Origin of the sequence: Streptomyces sp. NPDC093065 (assembly GCF_044754585.1) — a bacterium.
Classification (GTDB): Bacteria; Actinomycetota; Actinomycetes; order Streptomycetales; family Streptomycetaceae; genus Streptomyces.
Map to the genome: position 1 here is coordinate 1 of NZ_JBIVPJ010000038.1, position 22,382 is coordinate 22,382.

The 22,382-nt window shown below is 67.8% G+C and carries 17 protein-coding genes; 9 read left to right on the forward strand and 8 right to left on the reverse strand.

The genetic code is table 11. The features are described 5' to 3' along the window. Positions 1–988: 988 nt before the first annotated feature. The 6 genes from ACIQFU_RS36880 to ACIQFU_RS36905 form a co-directional block, all read right to left on the reverse strand. Positions 989–2,455, reverse strand: coding sequence for an amidohydrolase family protein (locus ACIQFU_RS36880; RefSeq protein WP_402557596.1), 1,467 nt, complete (start codon positions 2,453–2,455; stop codon positions 989–991). Positions 2,456–2,511: 56 nt separating this feature from the next. Then, positions 2,512–2,874, reverse strand: a complete 363-nt coding sequence (locus ACIQFU_RS36885; protein ID WP_398332784.1) for a hypothetical protein — start codon at positions 2,872–2,874, stop codon at positions 2,512–2,514. Further along, positions 2,871–3,770, reverse strand: a complete 900-nt coding sequence (locus ACIQFU_RS36890; protein ID WP_402557597.1) for an extradiol ring-cleavage dioxygenase — start codon at positions 3,768–3,770, stop codon at positions 2,871–2,873. The genes ACIQFU_RS36885 and ACIQFU_RS36890 overlap by 4 nt, the downstream gene beginning before the upstream one ends. A gap of 70 nt (positions 3,771–3,840) precedes the next feature. Further along, positions 3,841–4,353, reverse strand: coding sequence for a DoxX family protein (locus ACIQFU_RS36895; RefSeq protein WP_402557598.1), 513 nt, complete (start codon positions 4,351–4,353; stop codon positions 3,841–3,843). After that, positions 4,346–5,173 (reverse strand): citryl-CoA lyase, encoded by an 828-nt coding sequence (locus tag ACIQFU_RS36900; RefSeq protein ID WP_402557600.1) that lies wholly within the window; start codon positions 5,171–5,173, stop codon positions 4,346–4,348. Before ACIQFU_RS36900 ends, ACIQFU_RS36895 begins: the two co-directional genes overlap by 8 nt. Then, positions 5,170–6,348 carry a CaiB/BaiF CoA transferase family protein gene (locus tag ACIQFU_RS36905; protein WP_402557601.1) on the reverse strand — a complete coding sequence of 393 codons (1,179 nt, stop codon included), beginning with the start codon at positions 6,346–6,348 and terminating at the stop codon, positions 5,170–5,172. The genes ACIQFU_RS36900 and ACIQFU_RS36905 overlap by 4 nt, the downstream gene beginning before the upstream one ends. Positions 6,349–6,586: 238 nt before the next feature. Here ACIQFU_RS36905 and ACIQFU_RS36910 point away from each other — a divergent pair, with 238 nt between their 5' ends. From ACIQFU_RS36910 to ACIQFU_RS36945, 8 genes are all read left to right on the forward strand, one after another. Further along, positions 6,587–7,387, forward strand: a complete 801-nt coding sequence (locus tag ACIQFU_RS36910; protein WP_402557603.1) for an IclR family transcriptional regulator C-terminal domain-containing protein — start codon at positions 6,587–6,589, stop codon at positions 7,385–7,387. Between the two features lie 1,316 nt (positions 7,388–8,703). Then, positions 8,704–9,801 carry an ABC transporter substrate-binding protein gene (locus ACIQFU_RS36915; RefSeq protein WP_402557605.1) on the forward strand — a complete coding sequence of 366 codons (1,098 nt, stop codon included), beginning with the start codon at positions 8,704–8,706 and terminating at the stop codon, positions 9,799–9,801. 6 nt (positions 9,802–9,807) lie between these two features. Next, complete coding sequence (locus tag ACIQFU_RS36920; protein WP_402557607.1) at positions 9,808–12,621, forward strand: ATP-binding cassette domain-containing protein; 2,814 nt, start codon at positions 9,808–9,810, stop codon at positions 12,619–12,621. Positions 12,622–12,667: 46 nt separating this feature from the next. Further along, a complete protein-coding gene (locus tag ACIQFU_RS36925; RefSeq protein WP_402557609.1) occupies positions 12,668–13,315 on the forward strand; it encodes an ABC transporter ATP-binding protein in 648 nt (215 codons plus the stop codon). 180 nt (positions 13,316–13,495) lie between these two features. After that, positions 13,496–14,626 (forward strand): NAD(P)/FAD-dependent oxidoreductase, encoded by a 1,131-nt coding sequence (locus tag ACIQFU_RS36930; RefSeq protein WP_402557611.1) that lies wholly within the window; start codon positions 13,496–13,498, stop codon positions 14,624–14,626. A gap of 193 nt (positions 14,627–14,819) precedes the next feature. Further along, positions 14,820–15,824 carry a dipeptidase gene (locus ACIQFU_RS36935; protein WP_402557612.1) on the forward strand — a complete coding sequence of 335 codons (1,005 nt, stop codon included), beginning with the start codon at positions 14,820–14,822 and terminating at the stop codon, positions 15,822–15,824. Positions 15,825–15,920: 96 nt separating this feature from the next. Further along, complete coding sequence (locus ACIQFU_RS36940; RefSeq protein WP_402557614.1) at positions 15,921–17,429, forward strand: amidohydrolase family protein; 1,509 nt, start codon at positions 15,921–15,923, stop codon at positions 17,427–17,429. Positions 17,430–17,623: 194 nt separating this feature from the next. Next, positions 17,624–19,018 (forward strand): serine hydrolase domain-containing protein, encoded by a 1,395-nt coding sequence (locus ACIQFU_RS36945; RefSeq protein ID WP_402557616.1) that lies wholly within the window; start codon positions 17,624–17,626, stop codon positions 19,016–19,018. Positions 19,019–19,041: 23 nt separating this feature from the next. On the opposite strand, the gene ACIQFU_RS36950 is transcribed toward ACIQFU_RS36945, so the two are convergent. Both ACIQFU_RS36950 and ACIQFU_RS36955 read right to left on the reverse strand, forming a co-directional pair. Continuing rightward, positions 19,042–20,247 (reverse strand): PucR family transcriptional regulator, encoded by a 1,206-nt coding sequence (locus ACIQFU_RS36950; RefSeq protein ID WP_402557618.1) that lies wholly within the window; start codon positions 20,245–20,247, stop codon positions 19,042–19,044. A 635-nt stretch (positions 20,248–20,882) separates the two neighbouring features. Further along, positions 20,883–21,230 (reverse strand): RidA family protein, encoded by a 348-nt coding sequence (locus ACIQFU_RS36955; protein ID WP_402557619.1) that lies wholly within the window; start codon positions 21,228–21,230, stop codon positions 20,883–20,885. A 312-nt stretch (positions 21,231–21,542) separates the two neighbouring features. Between ACIQFU_RS36955 and ACIQFU_RS36960 the strand changes: the two genes are divergently transcribed. Further along, a complete protein-coding gene (locus ACIQFU_RS36960; protein WP_402557650.1) occupies positions 21,543–22,211 on the forward strand; it encodes an FAD-dependent oxidoreductase in 669 nt (222 codons plus the stop codon). Positions 22,212–22,382: the final 171 nt, after the last annotated feature.

Genomic DNA, 22,382 nt, shown 5'->3' on the forward strand with positions numbered 1-22,382 from the left:
CCCAGACGATGGCGAACGCGAACCGGACGAAGTACAGCCTGCGCAGGGCAGATGCCGTCCCGGCGGTGGAGGTCGGCTCAGCGATGGTGGTCACGGTGATCCTTTCGGTGGAATCCGAACGAGAGAGAAGCAACGAGGAGAAGTTCAGGGGGTGCTCTGATCGGCCGTCCGGACAGGGTCGGCCCCGGCAATCCCGATGACACTGCCTCAGCGAGACTGAACGTTCTGTTCGCTAAGACTGGCAAGAACCGGGCCACTTGTCAAGACCGAACGTTCTACCCGCTACCATGGCACTATGGTGCGCAGCGAATCCCCAAGCCGACCGTCCGCGACGGAGGTCGATCGCGCCGCGCGCAGCCAACGGCGATCGTGCGGTCCGAAGCGTTGAGCAGGCCCAGGTCGGCCCGCAGCGCGTGGGAACCGAGGCCGATCAGGACGGGGACCGGGAAAGTGACTCCGCTCCACTGGCGCACGGCGACCACATCGACGTCGTAGCCGCGTTCTTCGCAGTAGCCCGGCCGACATGCGCGCGACCAGGGCGTCTGCACGCCGCGCCCGTTCCAGCGTGCGGCCCACGCCCATCTCGGCGTGCCCGCGGTGGCATTCTCCGCTTCCAACGGCGTGGGCGGCTCGGAGAGTGCCTCTGCCCGGCGTTCCCGGGGTCGGCACGTCCCAGCCGCCCGGACGTGGACCTCCACATATGATTCGGGCATGTGCTTGTAGAGGCCGGGTCCACGAGCGATGTGCACCAGCCGGTCCTGGCGACCGAGGGCGGGGGCATGGCAGCGGCGCCTGTCCGCTTGTGCAGACCGGGGCGGCGGAGATCTCGATGGTGTGCTGATTCAGGCCGATGGCCCTGGGGCGGATCGAGGTGCCCCAGGGCGTTCGAACAGCATGGTTGGCACGCGGAGGTCGCTGAGCGGCAGGGACGTCGTGAGGCCGACGGGGCCATCGCCGACGATGACAGGGTCCATGGAGGAGCCCCTCCTCAGCCTTGGTGCGTGGAGGGATCGGCGAACTCGGTGTAGGTGTACGGGTTGTCGAGCACCTTCGACTCCGGGATCTGCGGGCTCATGCCACGGGCCCACTCCTCCGTACCGAGCTCCGCGCGGAGGAACTCGACGGTCTGTCCCACCACCCGGCGGGCCTTGGCAAGGTCGGTGCTGACGAGGCGGTGGTTGTACTTCACAGGGCGGCCGTTGACCAGGACGGTGTGGATGTCGCCTCGCTGTGCCTGGAACACGACATGGCCGTAGGGGTTGAGGATCGGGAACATCGCCGGTGACTCGTCGTTCTTGAGCAGGACGACGTCGGCACGCTTGCCGGGCTCGATGCTGCCCACCAGGTGGTCCATCCCCAGGGCTCGGGCGCCACCACGGGTCGCCCACTCCACGACCTCTCGGGCACGCAGTGCTACGTGGGTGACGGTGTCGCCGGAGGCGTGAGCCTCGTGGTGCTCGCGTGCCCGGTCCGACGAGAGTGTCGAGCGCATCGCGGCGAACGCGTCGGCGCTCCACCACATGCTGGTGTCGACCGAGAGCGAAATAGGGATGGAGTGGCGGCGCAGCGCCCAACTCGAAGGATAGCCCTGGCCGCAGCTGGCCTCGCTCTCGGCAGACACCGACGCGGAGCCGCCGGTGGCGGCGATGCGCTGGTACGAGTCCTCACTCAGCGTCGCCGCATGGACGTAGACGTTCTCGGGTGTCATGAAGCCGTGCTCGTGCATGAGCCGGATGCCGTTGTCGTTCGTGGCGCCCCAGACACCGGCGTGCGTGGTGACGGGCACGTCCAGCTCGCGTGCGGCTTCGAAAGCCGCCTTCTCGGGGAAGGACGGGTCGCCCGTGACATCGAACGCGACCTGGAAGCCGAGCATCTCCGAGCGCGGCATCCTCCGCTCCGCGAAGCTCCGGAACTCGGGTGAGTTGGTCCACTCCCAGGGGCCGGCGTGGATGTTGCCGTACGCGAACACGAAGCGACCGGGCACCTCCTCAAGGGCGTCGACAGCGGCTTCGGCGTGATCGACCGTGGCGAGACCGTGCGACCAGTCGACGGTGGTGGTGACCCCGGCGTCGATCGCCTCGATCGCGCTGAGAAGGTTTCCGGCGTACACGTCCTGAGGACGGAATCGCTTGCCGTGCTCGAGGTAGTTCCAGACGAAGTACTGCGTGAGGGTCCAGTCGGCTCCGTACCCCCGCATGGCGGTCTGCCACATGTGACGGTGGGTGTCGACCATGCCCGGCATGAGGATGCCGCCGCCGGCGTCGATCTCGACCGTGCCCTCGGGTGCCTCCAGGTTCGGGCCCACAGCCTCGATCGTGTCGCCGACGACGAGAACATCCCCGTCGGCCAGGATCGTGCGCCGGTCGTCCATCGTCAGGACGTGGCCGTGCCGGAAGACAATCGCCGGGGCTGCGCCGACGTCGCTCGCTGCGGGTGTGTCAGGTGTGGATGCCATGGGTTCTCTTTCGCGGTTACGTGAACGTTGGAGCCGGCGGGGTGCTGGGTGGGGTGTCAGGTGCTGATGTCCGGGTAGGGCAGTGCGATGTGGTCGAGGCTGAGGGCATAGTCGAGTTGCATACCGAGGGGCTCGTCGAAGTCGCGCTCGAACATGGCGATCCACAGGGTGAGCGTGAGGAACGGGTGCGCGCCCAATTCGAAGAGGGCCACGTGGTCGTGAGTGGCCAGCGCCCGGCGCTCCTCGTCGGTGAAGGAGAGCCAGGTGGTGTCCTCGGCGGCCACGGCGTTGAGGATGCGGTTGGCCCGCTCCTGCAACCACCAGGCGACTGTCCCCTCGGGGTCCTCGCGGTACCGCTCGGTGAGCCCGTACTCGCGGTCCACGGTGTAGAGGAATTTATTGACCAGGTACTTGCTCATGCGTGGGACTCCTGCCGGTCGGCGGCAATCCCGCTGTCGAGGAGCCCGGGGTCCGGATACCAGGTGAAGTACGCCTCCATCGTGTGGAAGAGGCTGAGATGGTCGGCGTAGTCGGCCGGCCGGTTGCCCGCGACCCCCATCATCAGCATGAAGTCCATGAATCCGTGGGTTGCGTTGCCCGGGGCGTGGAGACTGTCGAGGGTGACGTTGGCCAGGCAGCCGTCGATGTCGCCCTTGGTGATCCACTCGACGGCCCGGGCGTCGAACTCCGGGTCGGGCCCGGTGGGGCCGAACTGGCGTGGACCGCCGAGTTCGAGCGAGAGATGACCGGTACCGATGACGGCGACGCGGAGGTGGCTGGGCCAGGCGTCGATGATCGCGCGGATGGTTCTGCCGAGTTGGACGAACCGCTCGGGCCGGGGGAGCGGCGGCGCAAAGATGTTGGTGTAGATGGGGACGATCGGCAGGTCCGCCTCGGGCCGGACGGTGATGATCGGGCAGGTGATGGAGTGGTCGATCCTCAGCTCGTTGGAGAACGCCAGGTCGAAGCCGCGGTCCATGCCTTCGCGCAGCATGTACGCCGAGAGCGCCTCGTCGCCTTTGAGCAGCATCTTCGGCAGCCCGAACTCGCGCTGCTCGTTCTCCCAGTTGGCGTCGTAGTACGGCGCCTTGCCGACCAGGAACTGCGGCATGTTGTCGAGCCAGAGCTGATGGAAGTGGTCGGAACCGACCATCACGAGCACGTCGGGGCGTGACCTGGTCAGTGTCTCCCGGTACGCCTCGACCTTGCGGATCCACTCGGCCGCGAATGGCGGTGCCTGGTCCGGGGGGAGCTTGCTGGTTCGGTAGTAGAAGGGATGGTGCGTGGTCGCGAGGATCGCGACGAGCCGGGCCATCGTCGGCCTTCCCCTTTCTTCGGAGAATCTTCTTCGGATCTCTCTTGGAATAGCTCTTTGGGCGGCTGCTTCAGGAAGCGGGCCGGGCGCGCAACGCACTGCGGCGGCGCAGCAACGGGGGCACGGCGGCGAGCGCTCCGACCGCGATGGCGACGGGCGCGCCCCAGCTGCCGCCGTCCGGCAGTCCGGCGGCGTGGTCGAGCGAGAAGTGACCGGGGCCGGTGACGGCGAGACAGACCGCGAGGCCGGCGTACACCACGGGGATCTCACAGCCGCCCAGGTGGGCCCAGAGTCCGTTCATGGTGTTGGGCGCCGCGGCTACGAGCATGGTGCCGGTCACGACCGCACTCCCGACACGGGTCAGCAGTCCGGTGCCCAGCAGCAGCGCGCCCAGGAGTTCACAGCACGCGGCAAGCAGGACGAGTGGGCGACCGGGGCGAAAGCCCCAGCTCTCGAACACCTCGGCGGTCTTCGCCGGGCCCATGCCGCGAAACCAGCCGAGGCTCTTTTGGAGGCCGTGGCCGGCGAGGAGCGTGGCGAGGCCGAGCCGGAGGAGGAGCAGGCCCAGGTCCGTCTCAGTCATTGTCGTTCGCCACCAGGGTCGTCGGGTCCACGAACTCGGCGTGGTGCTCCAGCAGGAGATAGGTGTCCATCGCGACCGGCATCCGCTCTTCCTCGGCGAGCTGGCCGAGAAGCCCGACGGCGCGGGCGATCAGCGCGAAGCCCCGCAGGAGTTTCACCGGCAGTCCCAGGTCGGCGAGCCCGGCGCCCACGACACCGGCGCCGTTGAGTACGAGAGTGCGGCCGAGGTACTCCGGGTGCACTCGCCCGATCGCTTCGAACAGTGCCAGGTGCGGGCCGTAGCAGTGTTCCTCGGTCGCGATCCTTACCAGGGCGGGTGTGCGCGGGTCGAGCCGTTTGTGTACCGGGTGGCCCAGCCCGGGAATGATGCGGTTGTGCGCTCGTGTCTCGCGGACGGCGTCTCGGGCGACCTCGTCCCACTCGCCGGGAGTCTGGGGGGTGGTATCGAGCCCTTCGACGACTGCGTGCAGGAACTGTCCGGAGTCTTCGGTGACACCGAGGAAGCGGGAGCCGCCGCCCAGCAGCCCGGCGGCCATGGCGCCTTGAACGGAATCGGGGGCGGACAGGTAGGTCAGGCGTGCCGCGATCGCGGTCGGGGTGAAGCCGTGGTCGGCCAGAGCGAGGAGGCAGGCGTCGAGCATGCGTACCTGGCCGGATGTCGGAGTGCGCAGCGTGACCATGCGGTAGGCCAGCTCGGTCAGGCTGACGGAGCCCATCAGGTCGTTCGCGAGGTCCTCGCCGAGCAGTGTGATCGTCGAGGCCGTGGACATACCGAGCGAGGTGGGGAAGCGGGGCTCGGGTCCGCCGGCGCGGGTGCTCATCGGGTTTCTCCCAGCCAGGCGCGGACCTCGGCCTTGATCTCGTCGCTCTGCTCGCCGATGGCCGGGGGCGCCAGGTCGTAGCGATGCCCGGAGCGGGAGAAGCGGATGGGGTTGCGCACCAGCGGTACGGGGCCCGAGCCCTCGGCTCCGGCGGTCCCCACGTCTACCAGTGGTTCGAGGCCGAGGCCGGTCGCGAACTCGACCCCCTCGGCTATGGAGTTGATCGGTCCCGCGGGGACTCCGGCCGCGACGAGGGTGTCGAACCACTCCGCCTTGGTGCGCTGGGCGAGCTGCTTCTCAAGGAGCGGGCGAAGCGTCTCGCGGTTCGCGGTGCGGTCGCCGACGGTGCGAAAGCGGGGGTCCTCGGCGAGCGCGGGCACGCCCAGCGCCGTGCACAGCGCACCGAACTGCCGGTCGTTGCCGGCGATGACGATGATGTCGCCGTCGGCGGTGGGCAGCGGTTCGTAGGGGAACAGGCTCGGGTGGCTGTTGCCCATCCGGTGAGGGACAACGCCGCCCGCGGCGTAGGCGCCGGTCTGGTTGACCAGTCCGGACAGCGCGGAGGAGAGCAGGTTGACCTCGACGTGCTGACCGCGCCCGGAGCGCTCCCGCTCGCGCAGCGCGGCGAGGACGCCGATGAGGGCGTGCATGCCGGTCATGACGTCGAAGACCGAGATGCCGGCGCGGTACGGCGGCCCGTCGGATGCCCCGGTCAGGCTCATCAGCCCGGACATCGCCTGGACGAGCAGGTCGTAACCGGGCAGGTGCGCGCCGCCACCGGCGCCGAAACCGCTGATCGAGGCATATACGACGGCCGTGTTGTCGGCTGCGACGCTGTCGTAGTCGAGGGTGTACTTCGCCAGTCCCCCTGGCCGGAAGTTCTCGATCATCACGTCGGCGCGCCGTGCGATGGCGTGGGCGAGTCGGAGATCGTCTTCGTCTTTGAGGTCCAGTGCGACCGAGCGCTTGTTGCGGTTGATGGACAGGTAGTACGTCGAGACGCCGTCCCGGGTCGGTGGCACCCAGGTTCGGGTGTCGTCGCCGTCGGGCGCCTCGACCTTGATGACGTCCGCTCCGAGATCGGCCATCAGCATTGTCGCGTAGGGCCCGGCCAGGATGCGGGAGAAGTCGGCGACGAGGAGGCCGCTCAGCGGGCCGGATGGGGCGTGGGTCATGTCGGATAGGTCCTGTCCGTATGCCGGTCAAGTGTCCGTACAGCGACCAATGTGATCCTGCTTGCAACTCTCGTCAAGAGATCCGACCCGGCCGATCGTGCGAGGGGAGGACCTTCCGGTGGGCATACGCGGGACGTTCACGGGACCGCGGTCACGGAGGGTGCGACCCGCGACGAGGCAGCCGGTCGGCGCCGTAGAGTGGCGGCTGGAAGCCGACCGGGCTACGAGGAGGCAGTTGTTGAAGGAACGGGGGCGTGGTCCCGACTTCATCGAAGCGCTGGCGCGCGGGCTGAGCGTGATCAAGGCGTTCGACGCCTCGGCGCCGGTGATGTCGATGTCGGAGCTGGCCGAGTCCACCGGTCTGGCCCGGCCCACCGTCCGCCGGATCCTGCTCACCCTTGAGGAGCTGGGCTACATCCGCTCTCGTGGGCAGGGCTTCTCCCTGACGCCCCGCGTGGTCGAGCTCGGCATGGCCTACGTGCACTCCATGGGGCTGTGGGAGATCGCCAGATCCCACATGGAGGGATTGGTCGCGAAGACGGGAGAGTCGTCGTCGATCGCACAGCTCGACGGGTCCGACATCATGTACCTGTCCCGGGTGGCCGTTCCCAAGATCGTGGCGCTCCGCGTCGTCATCGGAACCCGGTTCCCGGCCGCGGCAACCTCGTTGGGGAAGGTCCTCCTCGCACACCTCCCGCCCGCCGAAGTGAAGTCGCTGCTCGCCGAGCCCTCTCGCGCCGGTGTCGTGCCGCGGCGAACCCCGCCGTTGCGGGATCTTCTGACCGAACTGGAGCAGATCCGGGCCCAGGGCTGGGCCATCACGGACCAGGACCTGGCGCCCGGCATCCGGTCCGTCGCCGCGCCCCTGTGCGACGCGAGCGGGACCGTCATCGCCGCGCTGAACGTCAACGCGCACGCCGCCGAGACCTCGCTCGACGTCCTGAGGGACCGCCACCTGCCGCACCTGCTTGCGACCGCCGAGGCGATCAGCGCCGACTTCGCGGTGCGTGGGGCGGTCCCGGAGTCGGACATCGCCTGAGGCCTTGGAGAGTCGCTGCCCCCGGCTCATTGAGGCGGCACGGGCCCCCATCGAGGCGAGCGGGCGGAGGAGCCCGGCGATGCCGTCCTCGTCGAGGGCTCGATTCGGAAGGTCCAGCGAAACGCCGCTGCCACCGGTCGCCCAGCCGACGTCCGGAAGCTCCTGGGCGCGGACGAGGTCGTCGTAATCGCCTCGGCCGCAGACGTACTCGATCGGCCGCAGGGCGGTATCGGTCAATCGAAGATCGGCCGCGTCCAGATCGGAGGAAGGCCGCGCCGGTCGCTCGCTCCGGGCCGCGGACGCGCGGTGGACTCGGCCGTGGGTGACCGGGCCGTGTCCGCAACGCGGGGTACGACCAGCTCCTCAGGCCGGCGAAGCCCGTCTGGGGACGCCGCCGGCCGTGGCCGGCCGACGGCACACGCTCTTCGGACCCAACCGCCACCGACGCCCGCGGCAGGGGGCGTTGGAACGACGGAACATCGAGGCGAGACCCCCGGCAGCGCCTGCTCGCCCGGTTGGCCGCGGCCGGCCGGAAGGTGAGCGCCTGGGCAGCCCGCGCCCGTTCCCCAGCACACTCCACTTGAGCGTCGGGTGGCCGCTGCCGCCCGTCGTCTCTCGTCGTCACCGGCGGCCGACAGCGGGCGGACCGCACCCGGTTCCAGAAGCCTCGGCGAGGACTCGGGTCCGTAGGCCGATCCCGGTCGTCTCCGCGTGGCGCCCGACAGCATCGAGGCCGACACGGGGTGCGGCAACGGCCGGTGCCGCGAGCGTCTGCGGCACCGGGGAATCCTGCGCACGAGCCCGGAGATCCCTCCTCCAGGTCACGCTGACGAAACGTGTGATCGCCCGGACGGCTTCCAGCCGGCAGCGGTCGTGGTGACCGTGGACCGTCCCTGTTCCGCCGTGGCTCATCACACGGGGATCGTGCGCCGACGTCCCCCAGCTTCGAGATGTCGAGCCGAGATGGAATAGATCGTGACATCTGTCGAAAGACCTGCAACGTTCCGTCCCTCTAGGGTGACGGACCAATGCCGGCAGAGCTTCGCCAAGCACACCGTCGTGGCCGACACACACCTTTCGCACGAGGCTCACCCCCTCGATCCCCGCCCCTCCACGTCGTGCCCCGAACACGCCTTCATCCGAAGAACCCCCCGGCGACACGCGCCGGCCATCACTCGGGAGCGCTCATGCGAACAACCACCATCACTCGCGGATCCCGGCTCACGGCCATCGCGATCGCCGGACTCCTCGCCCTGACGGGGTGCGGGGACAAAGAGACGCCTGCCGCCGCGAGCGGCTCGGACGGGGGGAGGCCCGTGACCGGAACTCCCATCCTCGTCGGATTCATCAACACCGGGGAGGGCGGCCTGTCCTTCCCGGAGGTCGCGGACGCAGCGAACGCGGCGAGTTCCTACGTCAACACCCATGACGGCGTGAACGGCAGACCGATCGAGCTCATCACCTGTTCGACCACGGGTGCCCCGGAGAGCGCCGGCAAGTGCGCCAACGACCTCATCGACAAGAAGGCCGCCGTCGCCGTGCTCGGCGTCGAACTCGGAGCCGACGCCCTCGTGAAGCCGCTCAAGGAGGCCGGCATCCCGATCTTCGGGGTCTCGTCGTCCGGCACGGTGCTGGCCAAGGACCCCTACGTGACCTTCACGACCCCTCCGGCGTCCCTGACCTGGAACGGTTTCTGGAAGGTCATGAAGGAAGCGGGAGCGCGAAGGCCGATCATGATCGGTGCCGACGGGGGCCCCACGTACAAGGAGACCGTGGTCAACACCGTGATACCGAGCGCCAAGGCCGCCGGTCTCGACCTCGGCTACACGCTCTACAACCCCGCCTCCCCCGACTTCGCCGCCGCCATCACCGCGGCGAAGCAGAAGGGCGCCGATGCGATCTACTTCGCCGGGGCAGAGAGCGACTGCACCAACGGCGTCAAGACCGCCCGGCAGCTCGGCTGGGACAAGGCCATTTTCGCAGGCAGTTGCACGGAGTTCATCAAAACGCTCGGCTCGCAGGCGGAGGGCGTGTACACACAGCAGTACCTCCTGCCCGCCAACTCCCGAGCCACGGCGCCCAAGGCCAAGCAGGCCCAGATCGACCTCTACGTCCAGCAGATGACCTCGGCCGGCGCCGAGGACAAGATCGACTCGTTCGCGACCTACGGGTTCGCCGACATCATGACCCTGACTGAAGTCCTCAAGACCATCAAGGGCGACATCACCGCGGCCACGGCAAGGAGCGCGCTCGCGTCCTACAAGGGCGACGTTTTCCTCGGCACCCCCGTTGACTGCTCTGCGCGTCCGCTGCCGAAGGACAGCTGCGGGAGTTCGATCGCCTCCCTCCAGGTCGTTTCGGACGGTAAGCAGGAAGTACTCACCGGCGACTTCATCGACATCACCAAGGACTGACCGGCGATGGAACAGTATCTGCTCTTCGCCCTGCTCGGGATGGGCGCCGGTGCGGTGTTCGCCGGCCTCGGCATGGGCCTTGTCACGGTCTGCAAGGGCTCCGGCGTGGTGAACTTCGCCCAGGCGAGCATGGGCCTGTGGGGTGCCTTCGTCTTCGACGAGCTCCGCAAGACGGGAGACCTGGTACTGCCCGTGCTGGGAATCCCCGGGCGCGTCCACCTGGGCACCGGCACACCCCTGCCCATGGCGACAGCCGTGGGGCTGCTGTCCAGCGCAGCCCTCGGCGGGCTCGTCCACGTCCTCGTGTTCAGGCCTCTGCGGAACGCCCCGGCGCTGTCGAAGATCATGGCCTCGATCGGGATCCTGACTCTGCTGCAGAGCCTGCTCGTGAGACGGTTCGGCGCCGCCTCCCGGGTGGTGGACCCGGTGCTCGGGTCGGGCAGCCTCACGCTCGGCGGCGTGGACGTGCCGCAGGACCGCCTGTGGCTGCTGGGGATCACTGTGGTGGTCGCCGGCGCGCTCATGGCCTACTACCGCTGGTCGATGGCCGGTCTCGCGACCCGGGCCGGGGTGGAGGACGAGGTCGCACTCACGCTCGCACGCTGGTCCCCGAACCGCCTCGCGGCCTTCAACTGGGCGTTGGGGACCGCCGTGACATCGCTCTTCCTGCTCCTCGCGAGCCCGATCACCGGCCTCAACCCAGCGAGTATCGGGACACTGGTCGTACCCGGCCTCGCGGCCCTGCTGGTCGCGCGGCTCTCCTCCGTCGCGGCCGCTGCGATGGCGGGGCTCGGCCTGGGCGTGCTGCAGAGCGAACTGTCGTTCGTGCAACTGCAGTCGTGGTGGCCCAGCAGCCTCCCCGGCGGTGCGACCGACGCGGTCCCGTTCGTCGTGATCGTCGTCGCCCTCGTACTGCTCGGCAACAAGCTTCCTCGCCGCGGTGAGCTGGTACTCTCCCGCCTGCCGGCGGTGGTCCGGCGGCCGTTGCGGCTGAAGTGGGTGCTGCTCGGCACGGCAGTCGTCGCGCTGCTGGCGCCCTTGCTCGGGCAGTCCCAGCGCAACGGCCTGATAGCCAGCATGGTCTTCGCCGTCATCGCCCTCAGCTACGTCGTCCTGGTCGGCCTCATCGGCCAGGTCTCCCTGGGGCAGGCGGCGATCGCCGGAGTGGCCGCGTTCACGCTGGCCCGCGCCACGGACGGGTTGCCTTTCCCGGTCAGTGTGCTGCTGTCGGCGCTCGCCGCAACCGTAGCGGGCGTGGTGATGGGCGTACCGGCGCTGCGCATCCGTGGTGCCCAGCTCGCCGTGGTCACCCTCGCCGGTGCGGTGGCCGTGGAAGCGCTGTTCCTCCGGCAGATCTCCGCCGGCGGTTCCGAGCTTGCGGACCCGACGCTGTTCGGGCTGGACCTGGCCGCTCAGCGGTACAGCGAACTGGCCCGGCTCCCCTTCACCTATGCCGTGCTCGCCGCGCTCGTGCTGTGCTGTCTGCTTGTCTCCCGTGTCCTGAACGGCACCACGGGACGCCGCTTCCTGGCCGTGCGTTCCAATGAGCGGGCCGCCGCAGCGGTGGGCATCGACGTCGCCCGGACGAAGCTCGTCGCCTTCGCGCTGTCCAGTTTCATCGCCGGCGTCGGCGGGGCGCTGCTCGCGTACGCGCGCGGCAGCGTTTCCATCGAGAGCTTCAACTATCTGGCCGGCATCAGCTTCCTCGTCTTTGCCTTCATCGGTGGCATCACCAGCGTGGGCGGGGCGCTGCTCGCGGGCCTGCTCGGGCCGTTCGGCCTGTGGTATGTCCTGTTGGACGGCCTGGTGCCGCTGGGCTCTTCGTACGAGATCATCGGCGGCCTCGGCATGATCAGTACCGCGATCGTGGCTCCCGAGGGAGCCGCCGGTTTCTATGGCAAGGCGGTGCGCAACCTGCTCGCTCGCCGTACGGGACCGGAGCGCCAGGGCGAAGAGATGCCCACCTGTGCGGACCCGCGTCCGGCAGTCGTGCCCGCGTCGGACGCGCCCGCGGCCACGCCGAAGGCTCCCGCGCGCAACACCGCACATCCGGCCCTTGAGGTCGAGCGCGTCAGCGTGAGGTACGGCGGGGTGCGCGCCATACAGGACGTGTCGTTGGTCGTCCGAGCGGGCGAGATGCACGGCCTCATCGGCCCCAACGGCGCCGGCAAGACGAGCACGCTGGACGCCGTCGCGGGCTTTTGTGCGAGCGAGGGCGTTGTCCGGGTGTGCGGGACCGACGTCAGCCGGTTGTCTCCACACCGTCGATTCGGCGCGGGGTTGGCCCGAACCTGGCAGGCGACGGAGCTGTTCCTCGATCTGACCGTACGGGACAACCTGCTCGTGGCAACCGAGCCGGGGAGCCCCGGCGACCTCCTCAAGGACGTCGTGGGCCGCGTGAGGGTCACCAAGGGGGACGCGACGCTCGCCCTTCGGCTGCTGGGCATCGAGCACCTAGCCGACAGGCATCCCGCACAGCTGAGCACCGGGCAGCAGAAACTCGTCGGAGTCGCCAGGGCTCTCGCGGCACGGCCCGCCGTGCTGCTGTGCGATGAGCCCGCCGCGGGCCTGGACAGCGCCGAGAGCCGTGAGCTGGGCCGGCATCTGCGTACTGTCGCGGACACGGGCGTCGCCGTGGTGCTGATCGAGCACGACCTGTCCCTCGTCCTGCAGACGTGCGACCAGGTCACGGTGCTCGATTTCGGTCACGTCATCGCACAGGGACCGCCAGAGGCAGTTCGTCATGACCCCACCGTGATGACCGCGTACGTGGGTGACGCGCGCCCCCTCAATGCCGTCTCGAAGGAAGTGCAGCCGTGAGCCTTCTGCTCCTGAAGAACTCACCGCCGGCCGCAATGGCGTGCCCGTGGTGCGCGAGCTCGGCCTCGAAGTCCACCCTGGCGAAATCGTCGCTCTGCTCGGCCCCAACGGCGCCGGGAAGACCACAGTGCTGGAGACCGTCGGCGGAGTGCTGCAACCGTTGGGCGGCTCGGTCCGAGTCGGCGGTGAACAGGTGCGAGGAGTCCAGCGCGCCGCAGCACTCGGGGTGAGCTATGTGCGTGAGGGCAGGGGTCTGTTCACCCAGCTCACGGTCCGGGAGAACCTGCGACTGCGCACCCGCAGCCGTCGTTCCGCACGGAGGCTTCTGCCCCGCTACCCGATTCTCGAAGCCATTGCGGACCGGCGCGTCGGGTTGCTCTCCGGCGGTGAACAGCAACTGCTCGCCGTCGCCTGTGCCCTCTCCGTCGAGCCCCGGATCCTGCTCATCGACGAGATGACGATGGGCTTGGCCCCGGTCGCCGTGAAGCATCTTCTGGCGCTGGTCCGTGAAGCGGCCGACCGGGGTGTCGCGGTCCTGTTCGTCGAGCAGCATGTGCAGGACGCGTTGCAGCTCGCCGATCGCGCCTGCGTCCTGAGACACGGCGAGCTGGTCGCGCAAGGCACCACCGAAGAGCTCACCGGGCAACTGGAAGCTCTGCACGACAGCTATTTCGACATGAGCCTGCCGCACTAGCCGGGCCATTTTCTGCGGATCATGCCGGACAGGCGGGGTCTGCGCGACTCCGCCGGCCAGGCCCTGGGTGTGCTGTGCGAGTAGGCCCGTACGGCCAAGGCCTGAGGGCGTTCACGTGTCCTGACGCGCGCCGAGCCGGCCCGCGTCCGCGCGAGGAAGACCATTGTTGAGGGAGATCTTTTGCTGAGCAGTGATGTTGTGGTTGTCGGTGCCGGGATGGCCGGTGCGTCGGTGGCCGCGGAGCTGTCCGAGCGGCTTTCGGTCGTGATGGTGGAAACGGCTGCCTCGGGGGAGGAGCACAGCACGGGCCGGTCCGCTGCCGCGTTCCTGCCTTCCTACGGAAGTCCCTGGGTGCGTGCGCTCACTCGGGGGAGCGGACCGCTGTACGAGGAGATGGCGGCCGAGAACGGCGTACCGCTGCTGCAGCCGCGGCCCTTGCTCTGGCTGGCGACCGACAAGCCGGGGGAGGACGCCGTGACGGAGCTGACGCGCAGCTCGCCGCACCTGGAGAGGATCACCCCGGTACAGGCGCACCGGCTCTGTCTGCCGCTGCGGGCCGACCGGATCCGGTCCGCAGCCGTGGACCGGTCGGCCGCGGACGTGGATGTCGCGGGCCTGCACCAGACGTACTTCAGGATGTTGCGCAGGCGAGGCGCCACCGTGCTGTTCAATGCCGCGGTGCGCGACATCAGACGGCACGGCCGGGGCTGGCGCGTCACGGCGGGCGACCATGTCATCCATTGCGAGAAGGTGGTCAACGCTGCGGGCGCATGGGTCGATCAGGTGGCCGCCCGCGCGGATGTCCCGCCGATCGGTATCCAACCCAGACGGCGCACGGCGTTCGTCAGCCCGACCCGTTACGACGGGGACATCGCCGAACTGCCCCTGGTGGTGGACGCGTGTGAGCGGTGGTACGTCAAACCGGAGGCGGGGCTGATGCTGGGCTCACCCGCGGACGCCACGGATGTGTCCCCCGGCCGGCCGAGCCCGGACGAACTGGAGATCGCCCGAGCACTTGAAGCGATCGGGGAGGCGACAACGCTCGGGCTGCGCGGTGTGCGACGCGCATGGGCCGGCCTGCGCAACTTCGTCGCCGACCGTGAGCCGGTGGTGGGCGCGTGGTCTGGGCACGAGGGGTTCTACTTCCTCGCCGCGCAGGGTGGTTACGGCATTCAGATGGCCCCGGCACTGGCCCGGCTGACAGCGGACATCGTCGCTGAGGGCGCGCTGTCCCGGGAAACGGCACAATATGGTGTCCCCCCGGCCGGCCTCCGCCCCGACCGGTTGCCGGTTGCCCGCGCGTCCTCATAGGGCCCCCTCTGGCGCGCGTCGAAGATCCGGGCGGGAGCGGGCCGGCCTTCGTGCCGGGCAAGGATTTCGTGTCGTGGGGGCGTACGACAGGTGTCGAGCGGCTGTTTTGCGCGGCACGACTTCTGGCGCTCGCCCTCCGCCCGGGGCGGGCCTAGCATTCGGCCGAGACCCGCCTATTGTCCCGGGGAGATCGATGAGGCAGGAGCACGTACAGACGCTGAATGGCTTTGCGGCCGAGTACGCCCAGGCGCTGGTGTGGGAGCAGCATTGCTGCCTTCCGCTCGACCCCGACACCAGCGTCGACGAGTTGTGGCGTTACGCCGAGGCGGGCGCTTCATTCGTGTCGGTGAACGTCGGCTATGCGCCGCACGACATCGCCGAAACGATCACGGTGCTGTCGGCGTTCCGTCGTCACGTGCTCACGAATCCGGACCGGTACGTCATGGTCAACTCGGTCGATGACGTACGTCGTGCCAAGGCCACCGGACGTCTCGCTGTTGCGTTCGATCTTGAGGACACGCGGCCGCTGGGGGGCCGAATCGACACCGTGCAGACCTATTACGACCTCGGTGTCCGGACCATGCTGCTCACCTACAATCAGCGGAACGCGGCGGGTTCGGGCTGTCACGACGACTCTGACGGCGGTCTGACCGAGTTCGGCAGAGACGTAGTGGCTGAGATGAACCGGGTGGGCATGGTGGTCGATGCGACCCACTGTTCCTACCGCACTTCGATGGACATCTTCGCCGCCTCAAAGGCTCCGGTTGTGCTTTCCCATTCGGCGACGCGTGCGATTCATGACCATGAGCGAAACGTATGGGACGACCAGATCGAGGCATGTGCCGGGACGGGTGGTGTCATCGGGATCAACGGTGTCGGAATCTTCCTGGGCGACAACGACACGAGCATCGACTCCCTCATGCGCCACATCGACCATGCCGTCGGCCTGGTCGGCTGGGAACACGTAGGGCTCGGTCTCGACTTCTGCTTCTCGGGTGAGGATACCGGCGATGAGCTGACTCAGAACCCCGATTTGTTTCCTCCGAGCTACCAGCAATGGGATCGGATTGACTTCGTCGAGCCGGAGCGACTTCCCGAGATCGCGGCGGCGCTGGCGAATCGATCTTATTCATCCGAAGCCATCCGGGGCATTCTCGGTGAGAATTTCCTCCGTGTAGCGCAAGGAGTGTGGCGCTGATCGTGCCGGGTCGCGGGGAGTTGCGGCAGGCACCGGATGGTCCATTTTCCGGCGGAGTGCTGTGGATGCCATCGGCCGTGAGGTCTTCTTGCCGAAGTGCTGGAACGCCGATCAGAGAAGTTCAATCCGACGTGCCGCGTCCAGCCGGACGCGGGCGATCACGAAAGGAACACGATGTCACTCCTTTTGAACGGCGCGACCGTAATCGACGGTGTCTCCGACAAGGGCATCGATGGCAGGTCGATCCTGATAGAGAACGGTCGCATCGTGGCAATCGGCCGACCGGACGAGATTCCGGTCCCGGCGGACACTCGAACCGTCGATTACTCCGGGAAGTTCATCATTCCCGGGCTGATGAACGCGAACGTGCATCTTTTCGTCAACGTCCTCTTCGAGACGCTCGTCCGGTATGAGGGCGGTTATGAGGATTTGATTGTCGAGGCCGCCCAGATCGCACTCAGAGCCGGAATGACGACAGTGTTTGACACGTGGGGGCCACGGCGTGCGCTCATGGCGGTCCGCGACAAGATCGACCAGGGTGAGATCACGGGCAGCCGCATTCGCTGCGCCGGAAACATCATTGGATTCGACGGCCCGTTCTCCGGTGATTTCGATTCGAGGATCCCGGGGATCGGCAGCTCTCACTTCGTCGACCGGGTGAACGCGACGTGGGTGGAAAATACCGGCCGGCATCTGATGTGGTTGACACCCGAAGGAGTCGGGGAGGAAGTTCGCAAGTACATCGAGCACGGGATCAATTTCGTCAAGTACGCGTCGAACGAACATGGCGGGATCTCTGCCGGTTCCTTCATTCAATTTTCTGAGCGAACGCAGCGCGTAATCGTCGAAAAAGCGCATCGCGCCGGTTTGACCGCGCAATCGCACAGTTCGTCGGTCGAAGGCCTCAGGATGTCGATTGAGGCGGGCTGCGACCTTGTGCAGCATTGTAATATGACGGGACCTGTCGAGATCCCGCGCGAAACCCTGGAGCTGCTCGCGCAAAGAGACTGTGGTGCCGTCGTGTTTCCGCTCACCGACAAGGGTATGGGAATCCTCAAGGAATCCGTATCGGATCACGAATGGACGATGTGGAAGGCGTCGGATGCCAATAGTCGCAATCTCATCGAATCCGGTGCGATGATCCTCCTGGCGAATGACGGAGGAATCTTCGCTCCGGAGGTCATGCAGGAGCCGCTGATCAAGGGCACCTGGAATGGATTGCCAGAGGAAGAGGCTCTGGGACGGCTGGCGACAGGTCACTTCATCTGGCTGAGGGCCATGGAAGAAAAGGGAATGTCGCCGGTAGAGTTGCTGCGTGCGGCGACCCGTAACATCGCCAAGGCCTACAAGGTCGACGACGATCTCGGAACGCTCGAAGTGGGAAAGATCGCCGACATGGTCGTCCTCGACGAGGATCCGCTGCAAGGTGCCAAGAACTACCGAAGCATCCACGCCGTCATCAAGAACGGTGATCTGGTGGACCGCGACGCGCTGCCGGAGCGGCCGCTGCTGACTGCAGAGCTTCGAGCTCCGCTTGAGGAAGAGACCCGCTACAAGAGGTCCCTCCATCACGGTGAACGCCTGCCGGGCTGTCCGTCCTGCTGAACAGACACCGCTCAAGCAGAGCCGCGTGGGTGGCTGCGGCGTCACTGCTCAGGCCGCGGGTCCGCGACTTGAGCCATGAGCCAATAGCAGTCGATCTTCTCTCACCACCTTCGCGACATCTGTCGATGGATCAGTGGGTGTGGTGCAACTTTTTTCGCGTGTGGCCGACGGGCCGGCTCACTTATCGTGGGGGCATGATGACATCGAAGGAGCTCACTCTTCGGCTTGCGGAACTTGCCGAAGAATTCGGTGTGGTGGGCGCGTCCGCAGCCCTGTGGCACGACGGCACACTTGTCAGAGCCGAGACCGGCACGGTCAACGTGGCAACCGGTGCGCCAGTGCTCCCGGACACGCTCTTCGCCGCCGGATCCATCACCAAGGTGTTCACCGCGTCCCTGGCGATGAGCCTTGTGGACCAGGGTCTGCTCGAACTCGACGCACCCGTGCGGACTTACTTGCCCGAGTTCAGCCTCTCGAATTCTGAGCGGTCCGCGGCAATCACCGTACGCATGCTGCTGAACCATTCGTCCGGCCTGCCCGGTGACTACATGCCGGACCTGGCTCCGGGCGATGACGTGCTCGAACGGCTGATGCGGAAGCTCACCACCCTTCAGGTCACGGGCACCCCCGGCGAGCGATGGTGCTACAGCAACATGGGCATGAGCACCCTCGGACGCATCATCGAGGTGCTGACCGGCGAGAGCTACCAGACCGCACTCAGCACGCGCATCCTGCAGCCCCTCGGCCTCAACGCGACCGCCGACGCCGAGGAACTTCTCCTGCGGTCAACTGCCGTGGGACACACCGTCGACGCCCCCACCGGGAAGGCGTCACGGGTCCCACGGCTTCGCGCCTGGCCCGAGAACGGTCCGGCCGGGTCCCGTTTGTGGCTCGACGTCGAAGCCCTGATCGATTTCGGGCGCATGCACATCGACGGTACGGCACCCGACGGACGCCGCATCCTGTCCACCGCGGCACTCGACCAGATGCGCGAGCCCCAGTTCGACGACTACTGGGGCTGTCTCCCCATGTACGTGAACTACGGACTCGGCTGGGCCATCGTCCGGGAGGGCGACGACCCGGTCCTCTCGCACGGCGGCGCCAACTTCGGCATGCACTCGAACTTCTACGTCATCCCGGAGCAGAAGGCCGTCCTCGCGGTTCTCACGAACAGCACGACAGGGTTTCAGCTGTACACCGAGCTGTGCGAGGCTCTGCTCAAGGAATGTTTCGATGTCCGCAGTCCGGCTCCCTCGTACCGGCCGGAGCGCGGCGTCGACATCGACAATGAGCAGTTCGTCGGGGTCTATCGGTCACCCAACGGTGAGGTCTCCGTCGAAGTGCACGACGGGCGTCTCCACCTCCGGACGACACCCTCACCCGAGTTGGCTGCCTGGGAACGGCTCATGGGCGGCACGTCAGGTGGCGGTCAGCCCCTGCCACTCGTCTGCATCGACAGTGAGCGGCACCGGTTCTCCCTGGCACTGGGCACCCCCGGGGCTTACAGGGCCGTGCAGTTCTACACCCCGGGCGCGGACGGACGCCCCACCCTCATCCGCGCAGGAACGCTCTACGAGCGGACACCCTGAGGCGGCGAAGCGCCCGGGACGGCTCAGACGAGGCCCAGGAGGCGGGCGACTTTGATGCCCAGGTGGAGGAGAAGGCGATGCTGCCCGTCCGAGAGGTCGAGCTGCGTGATGTCTTCGATGCGGCGGACGCGGTGATACACGCTGGCGCGGTGCAGCCCGAGTTCTGCCGCGGTCGCCCGCGCGTCACCCGCCCTGTCCAGGTACAGCTCGGCAGTTGTGAAGAGCTCACGGTCGGCATCGAGCAACTGCCGTACTGCGGGATGCACTCCATAGGCGCCGAGCTGGTCGAAGGGCCGGCTGGCGAGCAGGGCGTAGATACCCAGGGCTTCGTGGGCGACCAGAGGGGCGAACGAGGGGACGACCTCCGCGACCCGCAGAGCGTCAAGCGCCTGTGTGTAGGAGGTCATGGCGTCGCTGAGTCGGCTGGCTGGGCTGCCGATGGCTACATGCACATCACGCCATTTCGCACTTTTGCTCAGCCGTTGCAAGGCGGTCGTCCGGAGGGCTTCCGGCAATTCCGGTGAGCGTCGAAGGGTCGTGCTCGGGATGACCAGGACGGCGTGATCCGGCCGGACCAGGCGCAGGCTCCCACGATCGCCGAGGCGACTGAAGAGCTTGGTCAGGGCCGCTTGAAGAGCTATCCGGTCGTCCTCATCGACACTGTCCGCACCGGCGGGGAGCGGACGTGCGATCATGACGGTGACATCGCCCCGTGGCGCGAACAGGCCGCTCTCGATCAGGCTGGCCGAGGCCACGTCCCTCACTCGTTCGTCCTCCGAGAGGAGATCACGTACCAGCTCGCCCTCGCGGGCTGTGCGCAGCTGGGAGACGATGCGGTCGCGGAAGCAGATGGCGCCCGCGTCAGCGGCCGTGGCCGACGCCAGGCCGAGCTCCTCGTCGGTCAGCGAACCCTCTGTGTCGAACAGCCACAAGTATCCGAAGCGTACGTCTTGGTACCCGACGGGCACCGCCACCCGCGGCAGGATCCCGAGATCGTCGTCGGCCGGGAGCCGCACCGGCCCGGTCGCGCGTCCGAGACGCTGCCGACGCAACCACGCCATGGCCTCGGGCGGCGCCTCACGGCTGAGGATGACACGTGCCCGCATGTCGTCGCCCTCGCCATGGTGAGCGCTGTAGGCCAGCACCCTGAAGTCGAGGTCGTCCACGGCGACCGCTCGCCCGAGGCGACGAGCGAGCGCATCCACCATGCGCTGAAGTTCTTCGAGCACGACTCACCATCCGTCTCGCCGCAGATCTGTGCCTGGCCGTCGGCCTCGGTCGGCGCCCCTAGTCGTACCATGCCCATGTGACAATAGTCACGTGTCATGGCTCACGGATGTGACAGTTGACGCGTGAAGTCGATGGGGGCGGCTTCGTGACCGTTGTTGATCAGCTTCGAATGGTGCACGACAGATGTAGAAGCGTTGATGCCCAGAACGCAACGCGTGCCACATGTCTGACAGCACAGACTGCGCGAGTCTTGGTGGGGCTGGAGTCCGGCACCATCGCCGCTTGGCGTGATCCTCGGCGCGGTCGCCGGGCGCACGTGAGTCCGGCTGACGAGGAGACTGCCATGCGCGAAGCGCCGACGACATCAGTGCCACTGGGCCGCGAGGCGCTGTCCCGAGTACGAAGCGGGAGCTCACGGGCGTGCTGCCGGCGGCGAAGCCTGGCGCGATGGCCGACTCGCCACACCTTCGTGGGCGGACAGGCGGCCCTCACCGGCGCGGTGCACTCCTGCGGGAGCCGGCTGGAGTCGCCGCCAGGCCGCGTCCTGACGATCGCGCGTTCCGTCCGGGCCCCGCTCTCGTGCGGCGTGCTCACGGCGAGCGGGGCTTGGCAGCGGAGCCGTCGCCGCGGGCAGTCAGCCGCGGCGGGCCCAACCCTCGATCTCGACCAGGGCGCCGAACGGAAGCTCGTGCACCGCCACGCAGGTGCGTGCCGGGGACTCCTCGGAACCGAAGACCGCGTTGTACCGCTCGTTGAGGGCGGCGTAGTCACCCATCGTGGTCAGGTAGATGTTGACCTTGACCAGGTCGGACGCCGTGAGTCCGGCCGATTCCAGCACGCTCAGCAGGTTGGCCAGGGCCTGCTCCGTCTGCTCGGCGGCACCACCGTCCACCAGTCGGCCGTCAACGAGGCCGATCTGTCCGGAGATCGCCACGAGGCCGCTGGCCTCCACAGTCGGGCGGAAGTGCGGAAATGAGTTCATCAGCGCGCCTTACTTGGGGAGATGGAAGTCAGTCGGAGTCTGTTCCGGCCCACTATCGGCCTCTCGCCGCCTGAAGTCGTCAGGCAGTTGTCCCGTGTTGATGGCCTCGACTTCGACGTCTGTCACACCTGCAGCCGGCCTCGCCGTAGTAGTCACCCCGTTCCAGGAGGCACTATGCACCCCGCAGAACTCACGGCCCCGCCCCGCGTGGACGAGGGGGCCACGGCGCGTACCCTCGCGAAGTGCGGTACGCAGGGCGCCGAGACGGTACTCGGTCCCAGTACATTCGCGGTTCGGTGCCTGCCCATGTCTATGGCCAACCCGCTGACGGCCGCGTTCCGTAGCGCGCAGGACGGCGAGGGCCTGCCGCAGGAGTTTGCACACTTCCGCGCCACCGGCCGGGGGAGTTTCGAGCTCCTCGACGGAGCCGCCGCGAGGAGAGGCGAACTTGCCCTGGCCGACGAGATGTGCAGGGCTATTCGCTTCCAGGGCGAGCGGTACATCGACCCCGCCCGGTATGTCCGGGCCATCGTCGGCTCGACATGTGCGCGGGGCGGCCGGATCCCCGAGGGGACAAAGGTCCGCGACATCCACGCGCCCCGTTCCGGCGTCACTGTGGCCGTGGGCGAGTACGACTCCGTCGTACTCGCCCACGGCGCGTGGACCAACCGGCTGGCCCGTCGGGCAGGGGCGAGGCAGATCGTGCGGTCCGGGCGTGGATACACCTTCACCGTCAAGATGGACCGGCTAGCCGAGGGGCCCGGCTGCTTCCCCAGGCAGATGGTTGCCTGTACCCCCCCGGGGCGACCCGGTGCGGATCGCCGGGACCATGGACTTCCGCGACGTCAGCGCGCCCAAGCACCCGCGACGCATCCAGTCCCGCGTCGCCCGGGCCCGCACGCTGTTGAAGGCGCGCGCCTCGACAGCCGTCAAGACGAATGGTCGGTGCCCGCCCCTGCACCGCGGACGGCCTCCCCCTGACTGGAGCCGGGAACGATCCCCATGTCTACGTGGCAGGCGGACCCGGGATGTGGGGCATCTAGCCGGTGCCGCATGATGCAGATGCGCTGCTGCTGCGGCGGTGGCACCTGTTGCCCGGCCCATCCCCCGACACGGCCCGCAGGGCAGCCTGCCGCTTCCGTGACTCGATCC